Origin of the sequence: Bosea sp. AS-1, from assembly GCF_002220095.1 — a bacterium.
GTDB lineage: Bacteria > Pseudomonadota > Alphaproteobacteria > Rhizobiales > Beijerinckiaceae > Allobosea.
The window spans coordinates 2,018,511-2,036,874 of the sequence record NZ_CP022372.1 but is presented as its reverse complement, the minus strand read 5'-3'; the positions used below and the strand labels follow the sequence as shown (position 1 = coordinate 2,036,874).

Annotated in this window: 17 protein-coding genes and 1 tRNA gene; 8 read left to right on the top strand and 10 right to left on the bottom strand. The window is 66.6% G+C overall.

Annotated features, from left to right (window positions below):
• Positions 1-24: 24 nt before the first annotated feature.
• The gene (locus CE453_RS11355) at positions 25-2,535 is read right to left on the bottom strand and encodes a hypothetical protein (protein ID WP_157732993.1); all 2,511 of its coding nucleotides are present in this window, start codon (positions 2,533-2,535) and stop codon (positions 25-27) included.
• 212 nt (positions 2,536-2,747) lie between these two features.
• Positions 2,748-3,986 carry a urate hydroxylase PuuD gene (locus CE453_RS11350; protein ID WP_089174686.1) on the bottom strand — a complete coding sequence of 413 codons (1,239 nt, stop codon included), beginning with the start codon at positions 3,984-3,986 and terminating at the stop codon, positions 2,748-2,750.
• A 238-nt stretch (positions 3,987-4,224) separates the two neighbouring features.
• Between CE453_RS11350 and uraH the strand changes: the two genes are divergently transcribed.
• The 3 genes from uraH to CE453_RS28540 all read left to right on the top strand — a co-directional run bounded on the left by uraH (position 4,225) and on the right by CE453_RS28540 (position 6,255).
• On the top strand, positions 4,225-4,578 hold the full coding sequence (gene uraH, locus CE453_RS11345; RefSeq protein WP_089174685.1) for a hydroxyisourate hydrolase: 354 nt from the start codon (positions 4,225-4,227) through the stop codon (positions 4,576-4,578).
• Between the two features lie 4 nt (positions 4,579-4,582).
• Entirely contained in the window at positions 4,583-6,007 is a 1,425-nt protein-coding gene (puuE, locus tag CE453_RS11340) for an allantoinase PuuE (protein ID WP_089174684.1), read from the top strand.
• Between the two features lie 89 nt (positions 6,008-6,096).
• Positions 6,097-6,255 (top strand): hypothetical protein, encoded by a 159-nt coding sequence (locus CE453_RS28540; RefSeq protein ID WP_157732992.1) that lies wholly within the window; start codon positions 6,097-6,099, stop codon positions 6,253-6,255.
• Positions 6,256-6,268: 13 nt separating this feature from the next.
• Here CE453_RS28540 and CE453_RS11335 read toward each other — a convergent pair whose 3' ends face one another.
• On the bottom strand, positions 6,269-7,672 hold the full coding sequence (locus tag CE453_RS11335) for an SNF2-related protein (RefSeq protein WP_089174683.1): 1,404 nt from the start codon (positions 7,670-7,672) through the stop codon (positions 6,269-6,271).
• A 135-nt stretch (positions 7,673-7,807) separates the two neighbouring features.
• On the opposite strand from CE453_RS11335, the gene CE453_RS11330 reads away from it, so the two are divergent.
• Positions 7,808-9,196, top strand: a complete 1,389-nt coding sequence (locus CE453_RS11330) for a M20 family metallopeptidase (protein ID WP_089174682.1) — start codon at positions 7,808-7,810, stop codon at positions 9,194-9,196.
• Between the two features lie 103 nt (positions 9,197-9,299).
• Entirely contained in the window at positions 9,300-9,893 is a 594-nt protein-coding gene (locus CE453_RS11325; RefSeq protein WP_089174681.1) for an acyloxyacyl hydrolase, read from the top strand.
• Positions 9,894-9,923: 30 nt separating this feature from the next.
• Here CE453_RS11325 and CE453_RS11320 read toward each other — a convergent pair whose 3' ends face one another.
• Together CE453_RS11320 and CE453_RS11315 are read right to left on the bottom strand one after the other, a co-directional pair.
• The gene (locus CE453_RS11320) at positions 9,924-10,181 is read right to left on the bottom strand and encodes a hypothetical protein (protein ID WP_089174680.1); all 258 of its coding nucleotides are present in this window, start codon (positions 10,179-10,181) and stop codon (positions 9,924-9,926) included.
• A 77-nt stretch (positions 10,182-10,258) separates the two neighbouring features.
• The gene (locus tag CE453_RS11315) at positions 10,259-10,714 is read right to left on the bottom strand and encodes an MgtC/SapB family protein (RefSeq protein WP_089174679.1); all 456 of its coding nucleotides are present in this window, start codon (positions 10,712-10,714) and stop codon (positions 10,259-10,261) included.
• Positions 10,715-10,969: 255 nt separating this feature from the next.
• Here CE453_RS11315 and CE453_RS11310 point away from each other — a divergent pair, with 255 nt between their 5' ends.
• Positions 10,970-11,299, top strand: a complete 330-nt coding sequence (locus tag CE453_RS11310) for an RcnB family protein (RefSeq protein ID WP_089174678.1) — start codon at positions 10,970-10,972, stop codon at positions 11,297-11,299.
• 77 nt (positions 11,300-11,376) lie between these two features.
• Here CE453_RS11310 and CE453_RS11305 read toward each other — a convergent pair.
• The 3 genes from CE453_RS11305 to CE453_RS11295 all read right to left on the bottom strand — a co-directional run bounded on the left by CE453_RS11305 (position 11,377) and on the right by CE453_RS11295 (position 14,673).
• Positions 11,377-11,452 (bottom strand) — tRNA-Lys (locus tag CE453_RS11305).
• A gap of 241 nt (positions 11,453-11,693) precedes the next feature.
• Positions 11,694-12,971 (bottom strand): solute carrier family 23 protein, encoded by a 1,278-nt coding sequence (locus CE453_RS11300; RefSeq protein ID WP_089174677.1) that lies wholly within the window; start codon positions 12,969-12,971, stop codon positions 11,694-11,696.
• A 139-nt stretch (positions 12,972-13,110) separates the two neighbouring features.
• Complete coding sequence (locus CE453_RS11295) at positions 13,111-14,673, bottom strand: 2-isopropylmalate synthase (protein ID WP_089174676.1); 1,563 nt, start codon at positions 14,671-14,673, stop codon at positions 13,111-13,113.
• A 401-nt stretch (positions 14,674-15,074) separates the two neighbouring features.
• Between CE453_RS11295 and CE453_RS11290 the strand changes: the two genes are divergently transcribed.
• Positions 15,075-15,716 (top strand): YoaK family protein, encoded by a 642-nt coding sequence (locus CE453_RS11290; RefSeq protein ID WP_089177841.1) that lies wholly within the window; start codon positions 15,075-15,077, stop codon positions 15,714-15,716.
• 36 nt (positions 15,717-15,752) lie between these two features.
• Positions 15,753-16,118, top strand: coding sequence for a hypothetical protein (locus tag CE453_RS11285; protein ID WP_248308034.1), 366 nt, complete (start codon positions 15,753-15,755; stop codon positions 16,116-16,118).
• On the opposite strand, the gene CE453_RS11280 is transcribed toward CE453_RS11285, so the two are convergent.
• Positions 16,106-17,842: a SulP family inorganic anion transporter gene (locus CE453_RS11280; protein WP_089174675.1), complete on the bottom strand. Its 1,737-nt coding sequence runs from the start codon at positions 17,840-17,842 to the stop codon at positions 16,106-16,108. The two genes, CE453_RS11285 and CE453_RS11280, sit on opposite strands and share 13 nt — an antisense overlap.
• A 90-nt stretch (positions 17,843-17,932) precedes the next feature.
• Entirely contained in the window at positions 17,933-18,184 is a 252-nt protein-coding gene (locus CE453_RS11275; RefSeq protein ID WP_089174674.1) for a helix-turn-helix domain-containing protein, read from the bottom strand.
• Positions 18,185-18,364 lie beyond the last annotated feature (180 nt).

The window sequence follows — 18,364 nt, the reverse complement described above, 5'->3', positions numbered from 1 at the left end:
CGATGACGGGCAACCGGGTCCGGCTCAGTGCGCTTCGGATTCGCCGAAGATCTGGGCCGAGGCGGTGCCGTTGCGGCTAGCCGGCCCGCGCTGGACGGGGCCAAGTCCGAGCGAGTCGCGAACTGAGGGCGACAGCCCCGCCAGGAACGGCTCCTCGCCAGTGGACATCACGACCTGCGGCTCGTTCCGGTCGACCGGCGGCGGCAGAGGCAGGGTATCCTCCGGCTCCTTCGGCGCGAACCGCGCCTCGAGCTCGGCGATGGCTCCTGCCAGCGGCTGGAAGGTGAAGCTCACCTTGTGCGTGCCGGCCGGCACCTGCACGGCCCGGAACAGCACATTGGCCCTCAGGATGTCGGTATCGACGCCGTCGACCTGCGCGCGCCACCAGGGATGCCAGACGTCGTTGAGCACGACGAAACCGGCGGCTGGCGTGGTCACCTCGATCTCGACGGCGGCGTTGCGATAGCTCACAAGCTTGACCTCGGCCTGCACGGAGACCGGCCCCTCCGGCGTGGAAACCGGCGGCTCGGTGTCGAGCAGCACCGCCTGCTCCAGATCGGTATCCGGCCAGCGGCCTGACAGCTTCATGCTCTCGAAGTCGGCAAGCGCCCAGCCGCCGACGAACTGCACCCGCGGCAACGCATGCGGGTTCTCGTAGACATAGCCCTGCTTGGTACGCGCCAGCAGCTTGAGATCGCCGTCATGCAGCGTGCGGTCGACCTGCTCGATCGGTACGGGCGAGGCGATGTAGCGCAGGCCGAGCAGGTTCGCGAGCTGGCTGTGATAGGAGGGGAAGAGCGGCGTGAACTTGCGATCGGCCGGCCGGGCGATGCCGTCTCCGGTGCCGACGGCTTCCGAGAAATCCTCCAGGCGCAGGGGGTTGTAGCCCAGCGTATGGTCGAAACCGTGCACCATGCCGGCATTCGGCCATTCGAAGCCCATGCCGAGCAGCTCCACCCGGTCGCGCCGCGGCGAACCGGCCGGCTGCGCCGTCAGCTGCTTGATGAGCGCGATGGTCTGGTTGCGCGTCGTCGGCCGCAGCACGTCGTAGAGATCCGGCGACAGCGCCGTCGATTCGTTCGGGCCGTTATTGGCGCCGAGGTCGGAAGCGACGACACCCGTCACCAGCACCACGGCCGCGACCGGGCCGAGCGCCCCGCGCCAGCGCTGCAGAACGAACAGCAACGCGACAGCCGCACCGAACCAGCCGAGCGCAATCGCCACCGGCTTCCAGGCATCGGCGAGATGCCCCTCATTGCGCGACAACAGGACCGCGCCGAGCACGATCGCCAGCACGACCGCTCCGCCGATCGCCAGGTCGCGGCGGAAGGAGATATTCTCGGCCGTCAGCATCCGGTGCAGCACATAGCCGGCAAGCACCGCGCCGAGCGCGCCGATCAGGAAGGTCGCATCGGCCGGCCGGCGGAACATCTTCACGCCGGGCAGATAGTCGTAAGTGGCCTCGAAGAACGGCGTATAGCGCCCGAGCGCATAGAGCACCATGAACAGGAAGAGCAGCGTCAGCGGCCGCACCGCCTTGTCCCAGAGCCAGCCGCGTGTCAGCCCGGGCGCGATCAGCAGCAGCATCGGCAGCGCGCCCATATAGACCTGCGCCATGTTCTGCGAGAGCGCGAGGTCCTTCACCCAGTTCGGATTGAGGTACGGCCCCCAGAACTCGACCTTCGGATCCTTGGCGCCGAACAGATCGCCGATGAAGGCGGTCAGCAGCGAAGCCGGGTGCAGCGAGCCCGAGGTCGCCACACCCAGGCTGATCTCCGGCCGTGTCGTCGCCTCGGCGAACAGCCAGGTCCAGAGCAGCGGCATCGCGATCACGGCCATTCCGGCAACGCTCGCCAGCGCGGCAGGCAGCAGCGAGCCACGGATCGCCGGCCAGCCGCCCGCGATCCAATGCGCCAGCACCATGCCGATCAGCACATAGCCGCCGAGCATCGCGACCTGGTCCGGCTTCAGCACCATCAGCCCGGCCGAAAGCCCGGCGAAGAGTCCAGCCCAGGCCGAATTCCGCTGCAGCATCCGCGCCGTCAGCCAGAAGGCGATGGCGAAGAACGCGAGACTTTCGATCTGCCCGATATGCTGGATACGCCAGGAGGCCGAGGCGCCGAAGGCGAAGACGAGCGCGGCCAGCAGTCCGCCGGCCGGATGCCAGCCGCGATCCTTGAAGAACATGATGACCGCGAAGCCGGCCGCCAGCAGATGCAGCAGCACGAAGGCATCGACCATGCGGAAACTCGGCGCCGGCGAGAGCAGCGCCAGCAGGATCGCCGGTGAGAAGATGAGGGATTGCGGATCCGCGACCTGAGGCGAACCGGCGAAGACGTTATGGTTCCAGAAAGGCGACTGGCCGGAATGGATCGCCCGCGCCAGGAACTCGACCTGCGCCTGGAAGTGCGCCTTGGCATCGAACGGAATCGTTACCGACCCCGAAAGCCAGGGCCAGCACAGGACGCCCCATGCCACGACGAAAGCGATGGCCGCCAGCAGGTAGCTGGTGCCCCTTGCATCCAAGCGTCTCAACTGGACCCCCACGGTCCCAAGGCGCGGACGGCTCCTTCATGGAGCCTGCCTCCAGCCTGTCTGTGGGACGCAACAGTGGCGGTGAGCAGATGAACCGAAACTGAACGCGATCACGGACTCGTGAGCCAATTGCGCAAAAGCTGAACGAAGACCGAAACCGATCGTCGAAACAGCGATCACCGGGCGACGGCAAGGAACGCGCAAAACCTGCATCAACGCGGCGTTTCAGCGAGCCAGGCAGCCAGAACCCGCCTCTCGCCGGCCGTCATGCCGGAGAGGTTGTTGGGCGGCATGGCATGGGTCATCACCGCCTGCGTCCGAATGGCGCGGGCGTGCATGGCGATCTGCTCCGGCCCGTCGAGCAACACGCCCTTCGGCGCGATCTGGATACCGGGCCAGGACGGCTCGGGCGCGTGGCACATCGCGCAGCGCCCGGTGACGATGTTCGTCACCTCGGCCGGCGGCAGGCTCATGCCCGCCAAGAGCACAGGCTTGCCCGGCTCGCGCGGCTTCAGGCCGAGCTGCTCGCGCCCGCCCGGCGAGGACGACATCGCCACCCAGAAGACGAGCCACAGCGCCAGGATCGCGACCGCCCAGCACCACCACGGCGATTTCGCGTGGTCGGCATGGCGTACGTTGAAGAAGTGCCTGATCAGCGCGCCGGCCACGATCACCAATGCCACCAGCAGCGGGATCACCGCCGCGTTGGCGTAGGTCACCGGATAGTGGTTCGACAGCATCAGGAACAGCACCGGCAGGGTGATGTAGTTGTTGTGCGTCGAGCGCTGCTTGGCGGCCTTGCCGTATTTCGGATCGGGCTTTTCGCCGGCGGTCAGCGCGGCGATCACCTTCCGCTGCCCCGGCATGATGTTGAAGAAGACGTTGGCGGTCATGATGGTCGCCATCAGCGCGCCGGTATGGATCAGCGCGCCGCGTCCGGAGAAGACATGGGCGAAAGCCCAGCTTGCCGCCACGACATAGCCGAAGCCGATCAGCCCGAGCAGCACGTCGTGCCGGCCGAGCGGCGAGCGGCACATCCAGTCGTAGATCAGCCAGCCGACGACCAGCGCCGCGATGCCGATCGCCCCCGCCGCGACGGGCGAGAGCTGCATCACCGCCGGGTCGATCAGGTAGAGCTCCGACTGCGCGTAATAGACCCAGACCAGCAGGAAGAAGCCGGAGATCCAGGTCCAGTAGCTCTGCCATTTGTGCCAGGTCAGCTCCGCCGGCATCACGGCCGGCGCCACCATGTATTTGCGCATCTCGTAGAAACCGCCGCCATGCACCTGCCAGGCGCGCCCGCCTGTGCCCGGGGGGATGTCGGATGACGGCCGCAAGGAGGCATCGAGATGGATGAAGAAGAAGGAGGAGCCGATCCAGGCGATGGCCGTGATGACGTGGAGCCAGCGCAGCATCATGCTGCCCCATTCCATCAGATAGGCGCTGAGCATGGCGCTTCGCTCCGCGAGGCTGGTGGTGGACGCGAATCCGGAGGATGCACTCCGGCGTCCAACGCTAGCCTGCTTTGGCTTCGCCCGAAATCACCACGACGCCCCGATGGATCGACATCCGGGAACATGATCTTGTCGCAAAAGCCGATATCCCTTTTCCGAAGCGCGGTTCTAAACTCGCGCAAACCGTTTCCGGAATCGGCCCGCCGAGCCGACGTGCCGCAGGAGAAGGACAGGGATGGGACGTCTCTCGACGCATGTGCTCGACACGGTGAACGGCCGGCCCGCCGCCGGCATCGCGATCACGCTGGAGCGGTTGAACTCCGACGGAACCCGCGCGCAGCTGGCGCAAGCCGTCACCAATGCCAATGGCCGCACCGACGCCCCGCTCCTCACCGGGACGCTGACACCCGGCTCCTATGAATTGAGCTTCGCGATCGGCGCCTATTTCCGAGGGCTCGGCACCGCCCTGCCCGCTCCCCCCTTCCTCGACATCGTCCCTATCCGCTTCGGCATCGCCGAGCCGGAGGGCCATTATCACGTCCCGCTCCTGGCCTCGCCCTGGAGCTATTCCACCTATCGCGGCAGCTAGACCCATGAGCCAGACGACCTATCCGCGCGACCTCAAGGGCTATGGCCGCACCCCACCCCACCCGCATTGGCCGGGAGAGGCCCGCATCGCCGTCCAGTTCGTGATCAATTACGAGGAAGGCGGCGAGAACTGCGTCCTGCACGGGGACGCCGCCTCCGAGGCCTTCCTGTCCGAGATCGTCGGCGCCGCCCCCTGGCCGGGCCAGCGCCACATGAACATGGAGTCGATCTACGAATATGGCTCCCGCGCCGGCTACTGGCGGCTGTGGCGGATGTTCACCGAGCGCAACCTGCCGGTGACCGTTTTTGCGGTGGCGAGTGCGCTCGCCCGCTACCCGGAGATCGTCGGCTCGATGCAGGAGGCCGGTTGGGAGATCGCGACCCATGGCCTGAAATGGATCGACTACCGTGACACACCGAAGGAGCGCGAGCGCGCCGACATCCAGGAGGCGATCCGCATCCAGACTGAACTGGCCGGCGAGCGCCCCCTCGGCTGCTACCAGGGCCGCACCTCGCAGAACACGATCCCGCTCACCATGGAGGAAGGCGGCTTCCTCTACACGGCCGACGTCTATGCCGACGAATTGCCCTATTGGCTCGTCGGACCGAAGGGACCGCAACTCGCCGTGCCCTATACGCTCGACGCCAATGACATGCGCTTCGCCACGCCGCAGGGCTTCAATGCCGGCGACCAGTTCTTCGCCTATCTGAAGGACTCCTTCGACACGCTCTATGCCGAGGGCGAGACCGCCCCGAAGATGATGTCGGTCGGCCTGCATTGCCGCCTCGTCGGCCGACCCGGCCGCGCCGCCGCGCTCGCCCGCTTCCTCGATTATGTGAAGAGCCATGACAGAGTCTGGGTCGCGACCCGGCTCGACATCGCCCGCCACTGGGTCAGGACACATCCGCCGGTGGGCGGCTACGTGCCCTCGAAACTCCCGAAGGCCCTGTTCACCGAGGTCTATGGCCGCGTCTGGGAGCATTCCCCCTGGATCGCCGAGGCGACCTACGACGCCGGGCTCACGCCGGCCCAGGACACAGCCGAAGGGCTCCATGCCGCCATGACCGCCGTGATGCGCAAGGCCGCCTCCGACAGGCAGAAGGCCTTGCTCGCCGCCCATCCCGACCTGGCGGGCAAGCTGGCGGCAGCCGGCGAGCTGACTCCCGAATCGACCGGCGAGCAGGCTTCGGCCGGGCTCGACCGGCTGACCAGCGACGAGCGGGTCCGCTTCACGGCGCTGAACGAGGCCTACAAGGCCCGCTTCGGCATCCCCTTCATCATGGCGGTAAAGGGAGCCGCCAAGGCCGAGATCCTCACCGCCTTCGAGGAGCGCCTGAAAAACACGCCGGAACAGGAATTCGCGACGGCGCTGAAGCAGGTCGAAAAGATCGCCTTGCTGCGACTGAAGGAGCTGCTGCCCACCGGCTGAAACTGGCCTGCGGCTGCTCACCGCGGCCCGGCACGGGAACCCTCCCTTGAACGCGGCGTTGATGCGACGCTATCGAGGGAGTGTCTTTCGTGTTCCGCGTGCTTCTGCTCATCATCGTGCTGGTGGTCGGCTACGACGCCATTGTGCATCAGGGCGCCTACACGCGCGACGCCTGGAACAGCATCGTGCGGCTGACCCAATCCTCGGTCGAAGGTGCCAAGGATCTCGGCGAGCGCGCGCGGCAATAATACTGGAAGGCCTTCAGGCCGCCGCACGCCCCTCGACGATCTGGGCGATCGCCTCGAGCATTCGCGTGTCGTCACCCGCCAGCCCTTCCATCGCCGCCATGCGCTGGATGACCGTCCCGGCAATCGCCTCCTCCACCGTATCCTCGGCATAGGTGTAGAAGATCGTCGCGTGCTGGCCATCGCGATGGCAACGCCCCTCGATCTGCTGGAGCTGGATCGCGCTGTGGCGCATGTCGTGGATGACGAGCGCCCTCTCCCGCTCCCCGCCCGCCATCTCGCCGCGATGCAATGAGATCGACTCGGTCACGGTGAAGATCACCGCATCGAGCTGCCCGGTCTGGAAGGCGATGCGCGTCTCCTCGTTCTGCGCGCCCGAGCGCTCGCCATTGATCTCAGCCGTGCGCCAGCCGCGCCCGCTCAGCGTCTCGGCCAGCATCGCGCTGGTTTCGAGGAAGGAGACCGAGATCGCCACCTGCTCGTCATTGCCAAGCAGGTCCTCGCAGAAATCGGCGGTGCCGGGGATGCGCAGCAGGCTCGCCTTCTGCCGGAAGCGCAGATCAGCGGCCCAACCCTGCGGCTTGCGCGTCGAGCCGCCGGCGAGCCCCAGCTCCTTGCGAAACTCCCGCCAGGTCGCCTCGTAGAGCCTGCGCGCGGCGCCATCCAACGAGACCGGCGTCAGTTCCCGCTGCACCTCCGGCCAGCCGGCGATCTCCTCCGGCCGGCGCCGCAGGCCGATGGCGTTCGCGCCGCGATAGAGCAGCGCGGCCATCGCCTTGCGATCGGTTTCGTTCGGCTCCCAGCTCCAGTTCTTCCAGCGCCCCTTGGCCTTGCCGATCTTCAGCCGCTTCATCAGCGCCCGGAAGCCGTCTAGATCGGCGCTCGGCATGCCGGCCGCCCTGGCCAGAAGCGGCGCGAGATAGGACAGCTCATGCGGCGACTGCCCGGCCGTCGCGCTCATATAGATCGTGAAATCGGCCCGCGCCGCCATTTGGCGGCAGACCAGCCCCTGCTGTGAATACGGGTTGCGGATGCGGTGCGCCTCGTCGATCACCACCAGCGGCCAGATCCGTTTCGGCGTACCGAGCTTTGCCAGCTCGTTGTTCTTCGCCCGTGTCGAGCGTTTCTTGCTGTCGGCCGGCGGCGCCAGCAGCGATTTCGTCTTCTCGAAATTCATCAGCGTCACGCGCTTTGCCGGCAGACCCGACAGCGCGATGGTCCGCCGCCATTGCGGGATCGCGCCCTTCGGGCAGATCACCAGGATCTCCTCCTCCGGCATGGCCGAAAGCGCGAGCCAGGCGGAAAGCGTCTTGCCGAGCCCCGTGAGGTCGCCCAGCAGGAAGCCCGCCGCCCCCTTCGCCCGCGCGGCAAGGATGGCGTCGCGCGCGACGAGCTGATGAGGGTGAGGGATAAACGTCATGAGCGAGGCAGCAGATCTCCCGACAGGCACGCCGCGGCTCTGATCGCCGGGCATGGCGTGCCCCGTCTCTTGGCACTGGCGGAGGCTTGCGTCCACCGGCACTGTGGCGGCCTCGAATCCGAAGGGAAGACCAGCATGACCCGCGCGCAGGCGATCGCGACCGCACAGGACTATTTCGATTCAGGCCGCATGAAGAGCGACCTCGGCCGCCTCGTCGCGATGCCCAGCGAGAGCCAGAATCCCAACCGTGCCCCGGTCCTCTCCGAATATCTCGATCTGGAGATGCGCCCGCTGCTGGAGAAGCTCGGCTTCACCTGCCGCATCCTGACGCATCCCAGGGCCAAGGGACCCTTCCTCTATGCCGAGCGCATCGAGGACCCTGCCCTGCCGACCATCCTCGGCTACGGCCATGGCGACGTCATTCGCGGCCTCGACGCACAGTGGAGCGAAGGTCTCTCGCCCTGGAAGCTCGTCGAGAAGAACGGCCGCTGGTATGGCCGCGGCGTCGTCGACAACAAGGGCCAGCACTTGATCAACCTGAACGGCCTGCGCGCCGTGCTGGAGACGCGCGGCAAGCTCGGCTTCAACGCCAAGTACCTGATCGAAATGGGTGAGGAATCGGGCTCGCCCGGCCTGCGCGAGCTCTGCGCCGATGAAGCCGAGCTGCTCAAGGCCGATATCCTGATCGCCTCCGACGGGCCGCGCCTCAATGCCGAGCGCCCGACCGTCTTCCTCGGCGCCCGCGGCGTCATCACCTTCGACCTGCAGATCAACGCCCGCGACGCCGGCCACCATTCCGGCAACTGGGGTGGCCTGCTTTCGGACCCGGCGATCCAGCTCGTCCACGCCATCGCCTCGATCACCTCGCCCACCGGCCAGATCCGGATCCATGAATGGGTCCCGAAGGAGCTGCCCGCCTCGGTGCGACGCGCGCTTGCCGATTGCGAGGTCGATGGCGGCCCCGATGGTCCGACCATCGATCCGAACTGGGGCGAGGCTGGTCTCTCTCCGGCCGAGCAGGTCTTCGGCTGGTGCTCCTTCGACGTACTGGCGATGAAGTCGGGTGTGCCGGAAACGCCGGTCAACGCCGTACCTCCGAGCGCCTGGGCCCGCTGCGGCCTGCGCTTCGTCGTCGGCATCGATCCGCATGATGTGATCCCGGCGCTGCGCCGTCATCTCGACCGCCACGGCTTCTCCATGGTTGAGATCGTGACACCCGGCACGGAACGCTTCGGTGCGACGCGACTCGACCCCGACGACGTCTGGGTCCAGTTCACCATCGACTCGATCGCCAAGAGCACGGGCAAGAAACCAGCGCTGCTGCCCAATCTCGGCGGCTCGCTGCCCAACGACATCTTCGCCGAGGTCCTGAAGCTGCGCACCATCTGGGTGCCGCACTCCTACCCCGGCTGCCAGCAGCACGCGCCGGACGAGCACCTGCCGGTCGCCATCGCCCGCGAAGGGCTCACCGCCATGGCCGGGCTCTACTGGGATATCGGTTCGGGCGAAGCGCCGAAGGTCTAAGGCCGGCGCCTTCTCCACCTTAAGGATTCGCAAACCATATTCCGGCGACTCTCCGCTGCACAGGATTCGTTAACCATGACGAATCGCAGCGGAGGTTCGTCTGATGCGGTCCTTGCGGTTGCCTCTGGGTGTCCTCCTCCTGGTCACTCTCGGTCTTTTCGCCAGCGAGGCTGGCGCGGCCGATCTCACGACGCCCCTCGCCTATGCGCCGCCGGTTGTCGGTGTCGGCCTGATCTCGGAACTGCGCGGCGGCGTTCTCGCCCATAACCCCGCCGCACGCGAAAGCGGCAGCGTCGACGCCAATCTCGAGATCCTCTTCGTCAAGCCGTTCCAGCCAGCCGATCCGGCGATGGCCTTCTTCGTGCCGCGGCTCCATCTCGGCACGACGCTCAACACGGCTGGCGATACCAGCGCCGTCTATGCCGGCTTCACCTGGACCTACGACTTCACCGACAGGCTCTTTGCCGAAATCAGCGTCGGCGCGGGCTTCCACAATGGCAAGACCGGTCGCGTTGTCCCGCTGGATCGGATCGCGCTCGGCTGCTCGCCGCTGTTCCGCGAATCCGCCTCGCTCGGCTACCGCCTCAGTGCGAACTGGAGCGTCATGGCCACGGTCGAGCACATGTCGAATGCCGGGCTTTGCCATGACAACCCCGGCATCACCAATTACGGCGTGCGCGTCGGCTACGTCTTCTGAGGTTCTGCAGAGAGACGCCGCTCCTCGGGTTCATTCCTGCGGCTGACGCGGCTCGCGCTCCGGCGGCAGGTCGATCGGTGTCGCAGGAGGCGCCTCGGGCGGGGCGTTGGGTGGCAGCTCCGGCGGCGGCTCGCTGGGAATGCCCGGCGGTTCCTGATCCGGTGGCGATTCGACCGGCGGCGCCGGCGGCACTTGGCCGGGCGTCAGCGGCGGCGCTTCGGGCGGCGGATCGGGAACGGCCGGCGTATTGCCGGGGCCTGCACGCCAGTCATGCGTGACCATCATCATCAGGATATGGACCTCCTGCGGAAGGAACGCCCCATTCCGCCGAAGGTTCGCCCCAAGGTGTCACTGGCTGCGCGGGACTACTTGACGTCTCCCTCGCCGGCGGAGCCCTCGTCGCCCGGATGACGGTGCTGGACCCAGCGCTCAAGCGAGTGATCGAGTGTCAGCAGTGCGAACGCCATGAGCGTCGCCGCCGCCACGATCGCCCATTGACCGAGGCCGGCGGCACAACCCAGAGCCCCCGTCACCCAGACCGCTGCCGCCGTCGTCAACCCATGTGGGATGAAGTCGTCGCTCCGCCGCACGATCAGGCCTGCCCCCAGGAAGCCTATACCGGTCAATACGCCCTGGACGACGCGGCTCGCCGCATCGGGATGGAGCGTCTCGCTGAACAGGCAGGCCGCCGTCGCCGTCCCCAGCCCGACCAGACCAAAGGTGCGGATGCCGGCGCTCTTGTGCCGCAGGGTTCGCTGCCAGCCGAGGGCCACTCCGGCGGCGAGGCCGGCGAACAGTCGCAAAAGCAGCTCGATCTCCAAGGCCTAGCTCCGCTTCGATCAGGCTCACCTGACAGAAAGAGCCCGAAAGCACGGCGCGGTCCAGCTCTCCTTCAGAACGCCGGGTGCTTCCGAGGCCATCCGCTTAGACGAGAAACGAAGATTAGCTCGGACAGATTACCCGGTGCACGCGATTGGTAAATTACAAAGACATTACAGAGATTTAATTCGACCGTTCAGCTGGGATTTATATTCCAGACGCCATGATGAACTCATCAAGACGAAAGGAGTTTCGACATGAATAAATTTCTCGCAGCCGGGATCATCGGCGTTTCAATTCTTGCCGCCCCGGCCACTTCCTTTGCTCAGAACTATCATGCGCCGCATCGCGGTCCGGTCCACGTGCAGAAGCACGTGGTCAAGAAGAAGGTCGTGGTCGTCAAGAAGCAGCGCTGGGTCCGCGGCCACGCCCTGCCCTCGCATTATCGCCGCAACTATGTCGCCGATTATCACCGCTATCATCTGCGCGCGCCGGGTCCCGGTCAGCGCTGGGTGCGCGTCGACAATCAGTTCATCCTGATCAACTCGCTGTCGGGCATGATCGCGGCCCTTGCCGCGGCGCGGTGACGGTATTCGGGCGGCTGCGCTCGACGAGCCAGCCGCTCGGTCCAGCCTGTCAGTTCAGCGATGTCTGGAGGAAACCGTGGTGGGTGATGTAGGGCTCGAACCTACGACCCGCTGATTAAGAGTCAGCTGCTCTACCAACTGAGCTAATCACCCATACGCCACGAAGCGTCGCCGGTCAGCGGCGTCGGCCGCGTCAGGCAGGGGGCGTGTAGCAAAGCCCCCCGGCCCTGTCCACCCATCCATGACAGAAATTTTGCAGGCCCGCCGGATTTCTTCGGCGGGCCCTCGCGATGGACCGAAAACCGGCTGCCGCTTTTCGGAAAATCCGATGCGAAAACGAGAAAACAGGCATCGCAATCCGCTCACCGGAATGCGCTGCGATGCCTGTGAATCGTTACGCCGTGCGGCGGTTGAGCAGGTGATAGAGCGCGATCGCGCCGAAGGTCGCGGTGCCGATGCCGCCGAGCTCGTAACCGAAGATCGGCAGCTTGAGATCGCCCGCACCGAGGATCAGCGCCGTGGCCACGGTGATGAGATTCTTCGGCTCGGAGAAGTCGACCTTGTTCTCCACCCAGATTCGGCCTGCGGTCGCGGCGATGAGTCCGAAGACCACAACGGCGAGACCACCCAGCACCGCCACGGGAATCGTCCCGATCACCGCGCCGAACTTCGGCGAGAAGCCGAGTAGGATGGCGATGATGCCGGCCGCGACGAAGACCAGCGTCGAATAGACCCGTGTCACCGCCATCACGCCCATGTTCTCCGCATAGGTGGTGACGCCCGTGCCGCCGCCCGATCCGGCAATGATGGTGCCGAGGCCGTCGGCGAAGAAGCCACGGCCGATCAGGTGGTCGAAATTGCGCCCGGTCATCACCGAGATGCCCTTGATGTGCCCGAGATTCTCCGCGACCAGGATGATCGCGACCGGCACGATCAGCGTCATCGCCTTCATCTCGAACACGGGCGCCACGAAATGCGGCAGGCCGAACCAGGCTGCGGCGCCGATCTTGCCAAAATCGACGGCTGGCGCACCGAAGCTCGGCGCCGTCAGTGCGTAGAGGATGTAGGCCGCGAGCCCACCAATGAGCACCGGCAGGCGCTGCGGCAGGCCGCGCCCATAGACCGCGACCAGCGCCACCGCGACGACCGTGAACAGCGCGATCCACTTGGTATAGGGGCTGGCCGAAATCATGCTGATCGCGACCGAGGTGAGGTTGAGGCCGATCGCCGCGACGACGGCACCCGTCACCACGGGCGGCAGCAGAGCCTCGATCCAGCGCGTGCCGACCGCCTGCACGATCAGGCCGATCAGCGCGTAGGCCACGCCGCAGGCGATGATGCCGCCCAACGCCACCGCGATGTTCGCGTTGGGGCCCGAGCCGGCATAGCCGGTCGCGGCGATCACGACGCCGATGAAGGCGAAGGAGGAGCCGAGATAGCTCGGCAGTTGCCCTCGGGTGATGACGAAGAACAGCAGCGTCGCGATGCCCGAGAAGAAGATCGCGACATTGGGGTCGAAGCCCATCAGGACCGGCGCCAGCACCGTCGAGCCGAACATGGCGACGACATGCTGCAGGCCAGCAATAACGGTCTGCCCCGCGGGCAACCGCTCGTCCGGCAGGACATCGCCGGAGGTCTTCAGGGTCCAGTTCGGAAAATAGCCCATCGCCATCGCTCCCCAGGGTCGCCGGAGGAGCGACCGCACCGGAAGAGCAGATGAGGGCAAGATCGGAAGCCGCGCCAGATCGCCGCGGCGTCATCCACCGGAATCGACGGCGTCACCCCCATATAGAAGGGGCGACGCCCTTCCCTTACTCCGCCGCTTGCGCGTGCAGACGCCCGCCGCGCGCGATCAGCTTGTTGAGCGCGACCAGATAGGCCTTGGCCGAAGCGACCAGCGTGTCGGGATCGGCGCCACGTCCGGTGACGGAGGAGCCGTCGCGCGAGAGGCGTACTGTCACCTCCGCCTGCGCATCCGTGCCTTCGGTGACCGCGTGGACATCGTAGAGCTCGAGCCCCGCCTCATGCGGCACGATCGCCTTGATCGCGTTGAAGACGGCGTCGATCGGCCCGTTGCCCTCGGCTTCCTCGGTGACATGACGGCCATCGACGTCGAGCTTCATCGTGGCGCGCTGCGGCCCGCGCGTGCCGGCGATCACAGTCAGCGATTCCAGCTTGATCCGGTCGTTGGCGGTGGCGATGTTCTCGTCGACCAGCGCTTCGATGTCCTCGTCGTAGACATGCTTCTTGCGGTCGGCCAGCGCCTTGAAGCGGGTGAAGGCATCCTCGAGCTGGTTGTCGCCCAGCTCGTAGCCCATGTCCTTCAGCTTGGAGCGGAAGGCGGCGCGGCCGGAGTGCTTGCCCATCACCAGCGAGGTCTTGGTCACGCCGACCGAAGCCGGGGTCATGATCTCATAGGTGGTGTTGTTCTTCAGCATGCCGTCCTGGTGGATGCCGCTCTCATGCGCGAAGGCGTTCCGGCCGACGATCGCCTTGTTGTACTGCACCGGGAAGGAGCAGGCTGTCGAGACAGCCTTGGAGACCCGCATCAATTGCGTCGCGTCGATGCCGGTGTCGTAGGGCAACACGTCGCCGCGCACGCGCAGCGCCATCACGACCTCTTCCAGCGCGGCATTGCCGGCGCGCTCGCCGATGCCGTTGATCGTGCATTCGACCTGCCGCACGCCACCCTCGATCGCCGCCAGCGAATTGGCGACGGCCAGACCCAGGTCGTTATGGCAATGCGCCGAGAAGATCGCCTTATCGGCATTCGGCACGCGCTCGCGCACGGCTTTGAACATCGCGCGATACTCGTCCGGCGTGGCGTAGCCGACTGTGTCGGGCAGGTTGATCGTGGTCGCGCCGGCCTTGATGGCGGTCTCGACCGCGCGGCAAAGATAGTCGATCGGCGTGCGGGTGGCGTCCATTGCCGACCACTCGATATCATCGACCAGGTTGCGGGCCTGGGTCACCGTCGCGGAGATGATCTGCAGCACCTCGTCCTGGCTCTTGCGCATCTGGTGCTCCAGATGGATCGGCGAGGTGGAGACGAAGGTGTGGATGCGCGGCTTCACCGCATGGCGCACCGCCTCGCCGGCCCGGGCGATGTCGGCACTGATGGCACGAGCGAGGCCGGCAACGGTGGCCCGCTTGAGGCGCCGGGCGATCTCGGAGACGGCTTCGAAATCGCCCTCCGAGGCGATCGGAAAGCCCGCCTCGATGATATCGACGCCCATCGCGTCGAGCGCTTCGGCGACCTCCAGCTTCTCCTCGAAGGTCATGGTCGCGCCGGGGCACTGCTCGCCGTCGCGCAAGGTCGTGTCGAAGATCAGTACGCGGTCTTTGGCGGAGCCGGTCTGGGTCGGATTGCTCATGGTCTTCTTCCGGTGTCGGCGCACCGCGTGGTCGATGGAGAGCGGGCGCTGGGATTTCTGTGGCGGTTCTCGTCAGTCCCCTGAGCGCCCAGGCAGCATGCCCGGCCGGCCCTCAGGGGCAGCTAAGGAGAAGAAGGCCAAGAAGCGAGAACGGAGCGCGAGCGCACACGCCGACGGTCTGCGCAACGGCGCAGTCCTTCGTCAGGTCATGGCGGGCGGTCGAAACCACGGGCGTTCCTCAAATCGACAGGACAGGATGTAACCGAAAGACCAGCCCGAACGCAAGCATGTGTCTCATGCGCTTCCCGGCTCACGACGAAATGCTGTCGCGACCTATGATGGGGCAACGCCGATTCGGCCGGCTCCGCGCCGGATCGCGGATTCGGGAATCTGTCTTCGTCATGATGCGCTACCAGAGGCGCGAGATTGCGCTCGCCGCCTGTTTTTCCGCGCTTGCCGGCTATGTCGACGCACTCGGCTTCATTACGCTCGGCGGCTACTTCGTCTCCTTCATGACCGGCAATACGACCCGGCTCGGCATCGAGCTCGCGACGGGCCATGTCGGCGGGATCGCACTGGCGGGTGGCATCATCGGCCTGTTCGTCTGCGGTGTGGTGCTCGGCTCCCTCATCGGCCATGCCACCGGGCGGCAGCGCGCGCCGGCGGTGCTGACCGTGGTGACGGTGCTGCTCGCGCTTGCCGCACTGCTGGAAACCGGCGGTGAAACGCAGATGGCGATCGCGCTTCTCGCAGTGGCGATGGGGACGGAGAACGCCGTCTTCCAGCGCGACGGCGAGGTCACCATCGGCCTGACCTACATGACCGGCACGCTGGTCAAGATGGGGCAGCGGATCGCCGCCGCCATGCTCGGCGGACCGAAGCGCGCCTTCCTGCGCCATTTGCTGCTCTGGCTCGGCCTGATGGGGGGCGCCTTCCTCGGCGCGACCGTGCATCGACTGATCGGCCTGTCGGCGATCTGGCTCGCCACCGTCGCCGCCGCCGCCTTGACGGTCGCCGCCACTTTCTTCCTGCGCGATGGCTGAGCGGCCCATCGCTGGCGCGGCCGCGGAGAATCGGCAATGGTCATGCTCCCGACCGTGCCGGAGAAGCCGATGCGCGCGCTTCCTTTCCTCGCCTTCGCGGGCTTCGCCCTCGCCGCCTGCCAGAGCGCCGGCCCGCCCCCGGCTCCAGCACCGGAGCAGGCAGCTCCAGGCGTGACACCGAGCACCTTCCATATGCCGGGCGGCACGGGCTGCTCCGGTGAGATCGAGCGGTTCCAGGCGGTGATCGACAACGACGTCGCCACCGGCCACACGACGAAAGGCGTCCACGACCGCGTCAGCAGCGAGATCGCTCGCGCCCGCACGAGCTGCGCGGCCGGCAACGAAGCCGGCGCGATCGGCCAGATCCGGGCGACCAAGGCCAGGTTCGGCTATCCGGGCTGAGATCCTGACGCTTCCGCCGGATCGGCACCCGCCGCTCTTGCTTGTCCGGCGGCGACGGCCTCGCTCACCGATGAGGCGAAGCGTACCCGCGGCCGCCTGATGCCATGAATGAGAAGCGTGCGACGCACCGCCCGCCTCGCCCCGGCGATCTGCACGACCGCGCCGCGCCGATTGGCCTTGCGCACAAAACCTTCGAGCGTCGCCGCGCCGGTCGAGTCGAGCAAGGAGACAGCCGAAAGATCGACGACATAGGTCTTGGGCGCCTCCCCGATCCGGTCGAGCGCCGCCCCCACGGCCGCCGAGGCACCGAAGAAGAAAGCTCCCGAGATCCGCACCACCACGACATCGGGATCGGTCGCCGGCGCGGCATCATAGGGCTTGCGGCCGTTGCCGTTGGCCGTGTCGGCCCGGTCCTCGTCGATCATCGGCATGCCGTTCTCCACGGCGACCGACTGCGCCATGCGATGCAGGAAAAGCAACGCGCTGACGACGAAGCCGGCGACGATGCCCGTGCTCAGATCGACGAAGATCACCAGCAAGAATGTCACCAGCAGCACGACGGCATCGCCCCGCGAGGCGCGGATCAGCGTCGCAAATTCCTGCTTCTCGGCCATATTCCAGGCCACCACCGCCAGCACGCCCGCGAGCGCCGCGAGCGGGATATAGGAAGCGAGCGGGGCCGCCACGAGCATGAACAGCAGCAGGAAGACCGAATGCAGCATGCCCGAGACCGGCCCGCGCGCGCCTGAGCGGACATTGGTGGCAGTCCGCGCGATATTGCCGGTGACGCAGATGCCGCCGAACAGCGGCGAAGCCATGTTGGCGAGGCCCTGCGCCACCAGCTCGCAATTGGAACGGTGCCGCCGGCCCGTCATCGAATCCGCCACCACCGCCGAAAGCAGGCTCTCGATGGAGCCGAGCAGCGTGAAGGACAGCGCGTTCGGCAGCACCGCCACGATTTTCTCCCACGAGATCTCCGGCAGATGCGGCAGTGGCAGCGTCTGCGGAATGCCGCCGAAGCGTGTCCCGATCGTCTCGACCTGTGCGCCCGCCAGCACCGCCCCGACCGAGGCGACCGCCACGCCGATGATGAATGAAGGCCAGTGCGGCCGCAGACGGCGGACGGCGATGATGATCCCGATCGTAACGGCGGTAACCAGAGCCGCCGCGGGGCTCACCGTCGGCAGGGCCCCGGCGAGCGCCTGCAGCTTCGGCAGCAGCGGCCCCGGCTCGTTGGCGAGCGTAAGCCCGAGCAGATCCTTGATCTGGCTGGCGAAGATGATGACGGCGATGCCTGCCGTGAACCCGACCGTGACCGGATAGGGAATGTACTTGATGAAGGTACCGAGGCCGAGGAGCCCGACCGCCGCCAGCATCAGCCCGGAGAGAAAGGTGGCGAGCAGGAGGCCGTCGACCCCGTGCTGTGCCACGCAGGCCGACACCAGCACGATGAAGGCCCCCGCCGGCCCGCCGATCTGAAACCGGGAGCCGCCCAGCGCCGAAACGATGAAGCCGCCGACGATCGAGGTGTAGAGCCCTCGGTCGGGCGTGACGCCCGAGGCGATGGCGATGGCCATGGAGAGCGGCAGCGCGACGATGGCAACCGTCAATCCGGAGATCGCGTCGGCCTTGAGCTGAGAGAGGCCATAGCCTTCCCGCAGCACGGTCAGCAATTTGGGGGTGTAGAGCTCGATGAAACTGGGCTTGATGCTCGCGACGACCATGACGGCCCTTTCCTCTGCCATTTCGGAGCGGGGTCGTCGGCCAAAGCGCGGTCGGCACCGCTCTGTCGCAATGGATGTCCTCTCAGGAGGTCAGGGAGGCGCCTTGAGGCGGATGCCGCGCCCGCCTTCGCTGCTCGTCGCATTGTCTCCGATCAGTACGATGCCGGCGCGGTCGAGAGCCTCCACGACACGGGTCAGGGACTCGATCATGCCGCGTACAGTGCCGGCGCTGCTCTCCATGCGCTGGATCGTCGGCAAGGAAACGCCCGCCATCTCGGCGAGTTGGCGCTGGTCGATCCCGAGCATGGCCCGGGCAGCCCGCATCTGCGCAGCGGTCATCATGAGCCGGCTCGCATCGCTAGAACTTCAGCCCAAATATATCGCGCATCCAAACTGACGTCTACGACATCAGTTTTGCGAGCTGCGGCGTGAGCGTTTTGCGCGTAGCCTAGCCGGCCGCACGGCAGCCGCCGTCATGCCCGGGCCGAGCCCGGGCATCTCGAAAACCGGCATTTTCCATGC

What these genes read in the sequence shown, in the direction of transcription:
- CE453_RS11350 (WP_089174686.1), bottom strand. Translation starts at nt 3,986, where the DNA reads ATGCTCAGCGCCTATCTGATGGAATGGGGCAGCATGATGCTGCGCTGG.
- uraH (WP_089174685.1), top strand. Translation starts at nt 4,225, where the DNA reads ATGGGACGTCTCTCGACGCATGTGCTCGACACGGTGAACGGCCGGCCC.
- puuE (WP_089174684.1), top strand. Translation starts at nt 4,583, where the DNA reads ATGAGCCAGACGACCTATCCGCGCGACCTCAAGGGCTATGGCCGCACC.
- CE453_RS11335 (WP_089174683.1), bottom strand. Translation starts at nt 7,672, where the DNA reads ATGACGTTTATCCCTCACCCTCATCAGCTCGTCGCGCGCGACGCCATC.
- CE453_RS11330 (WP_089174682.1), top strand. Translation starts at nt 7,808, where the DNA reads ATGACCCGCGCGCAGGCGATCGCGACCGCACAGGACTATTTCGATTCA.
- CE453_RS11325 (WP_089174681.1), top strand. Translation starts at nt 9,300, where the DNA reads ATGCGGTCCTTGCGGTTGCCTCTGGGTGTCCTCCTCCTGGTCACTCTC.
- CE453_RS11320 (WP_089174680.1), bottom strand. Translation starts at nt 10,181, where the DNA reads ATGATGATGGTCACGCATGACTGGCGTGCAGGCCCCGGCAATACGCCG.
- CE453_RS11310 (WP_089174678.1), top strand. Translation starts at nt 10,970, where the DNA reads ATGAATAAATTTCTCGCAGCCGGGATCATCGGCGTTTCAATTCTTGCC.
- CE453_RS11300 (WP_089174677.1), bottom strand. Translation starts at nt 12,971, where the DNA reads ATGGCGATGGGCTATTTTCCGAACTGGACCCTGAAGACCTCCGGCGAT.
- CE453_RS11295 (WP_089174676.1), bottom strand. Translation starts at nt 14,673, where the DNA reads ATGAGCAATCCGACCCAGACCGGCTCCGCCAAAGACCGCGTACTGATC.
- CE453_RS11290 (WP_089177841.1), top strand. Translation starts at nt 15,075, where the DNA reads ATGATGCGCTACCAGAGGCGCGAGATTGCGCTCGCCGCCTGTTTTTCC.
- CE453_RS11285 (WP_248308034.1), top strand. Translation starts at nt 15,753, where the DNA reads ATGGTCATGCTCCCGACCGTGCCGGAGAAGCCGATGCGCGCGCTTCCT.
- CE453_RS11280 (WP_089174675.1), bottom strand. Translation starts at nt 17,842, where the DNA reads ATGGTCGTCGCGAGCATCAAGCCCAGTTTCATCGAGCTCTACACCCCC.
- CE453_RS11275 (WP_089174674.1), bottom strand. Translation starts at nt 18,184, where the DNA reads ATGATGACCGCTGCGCAGATGCGGGCTGCCCGGGCCATGCTCGGGATC.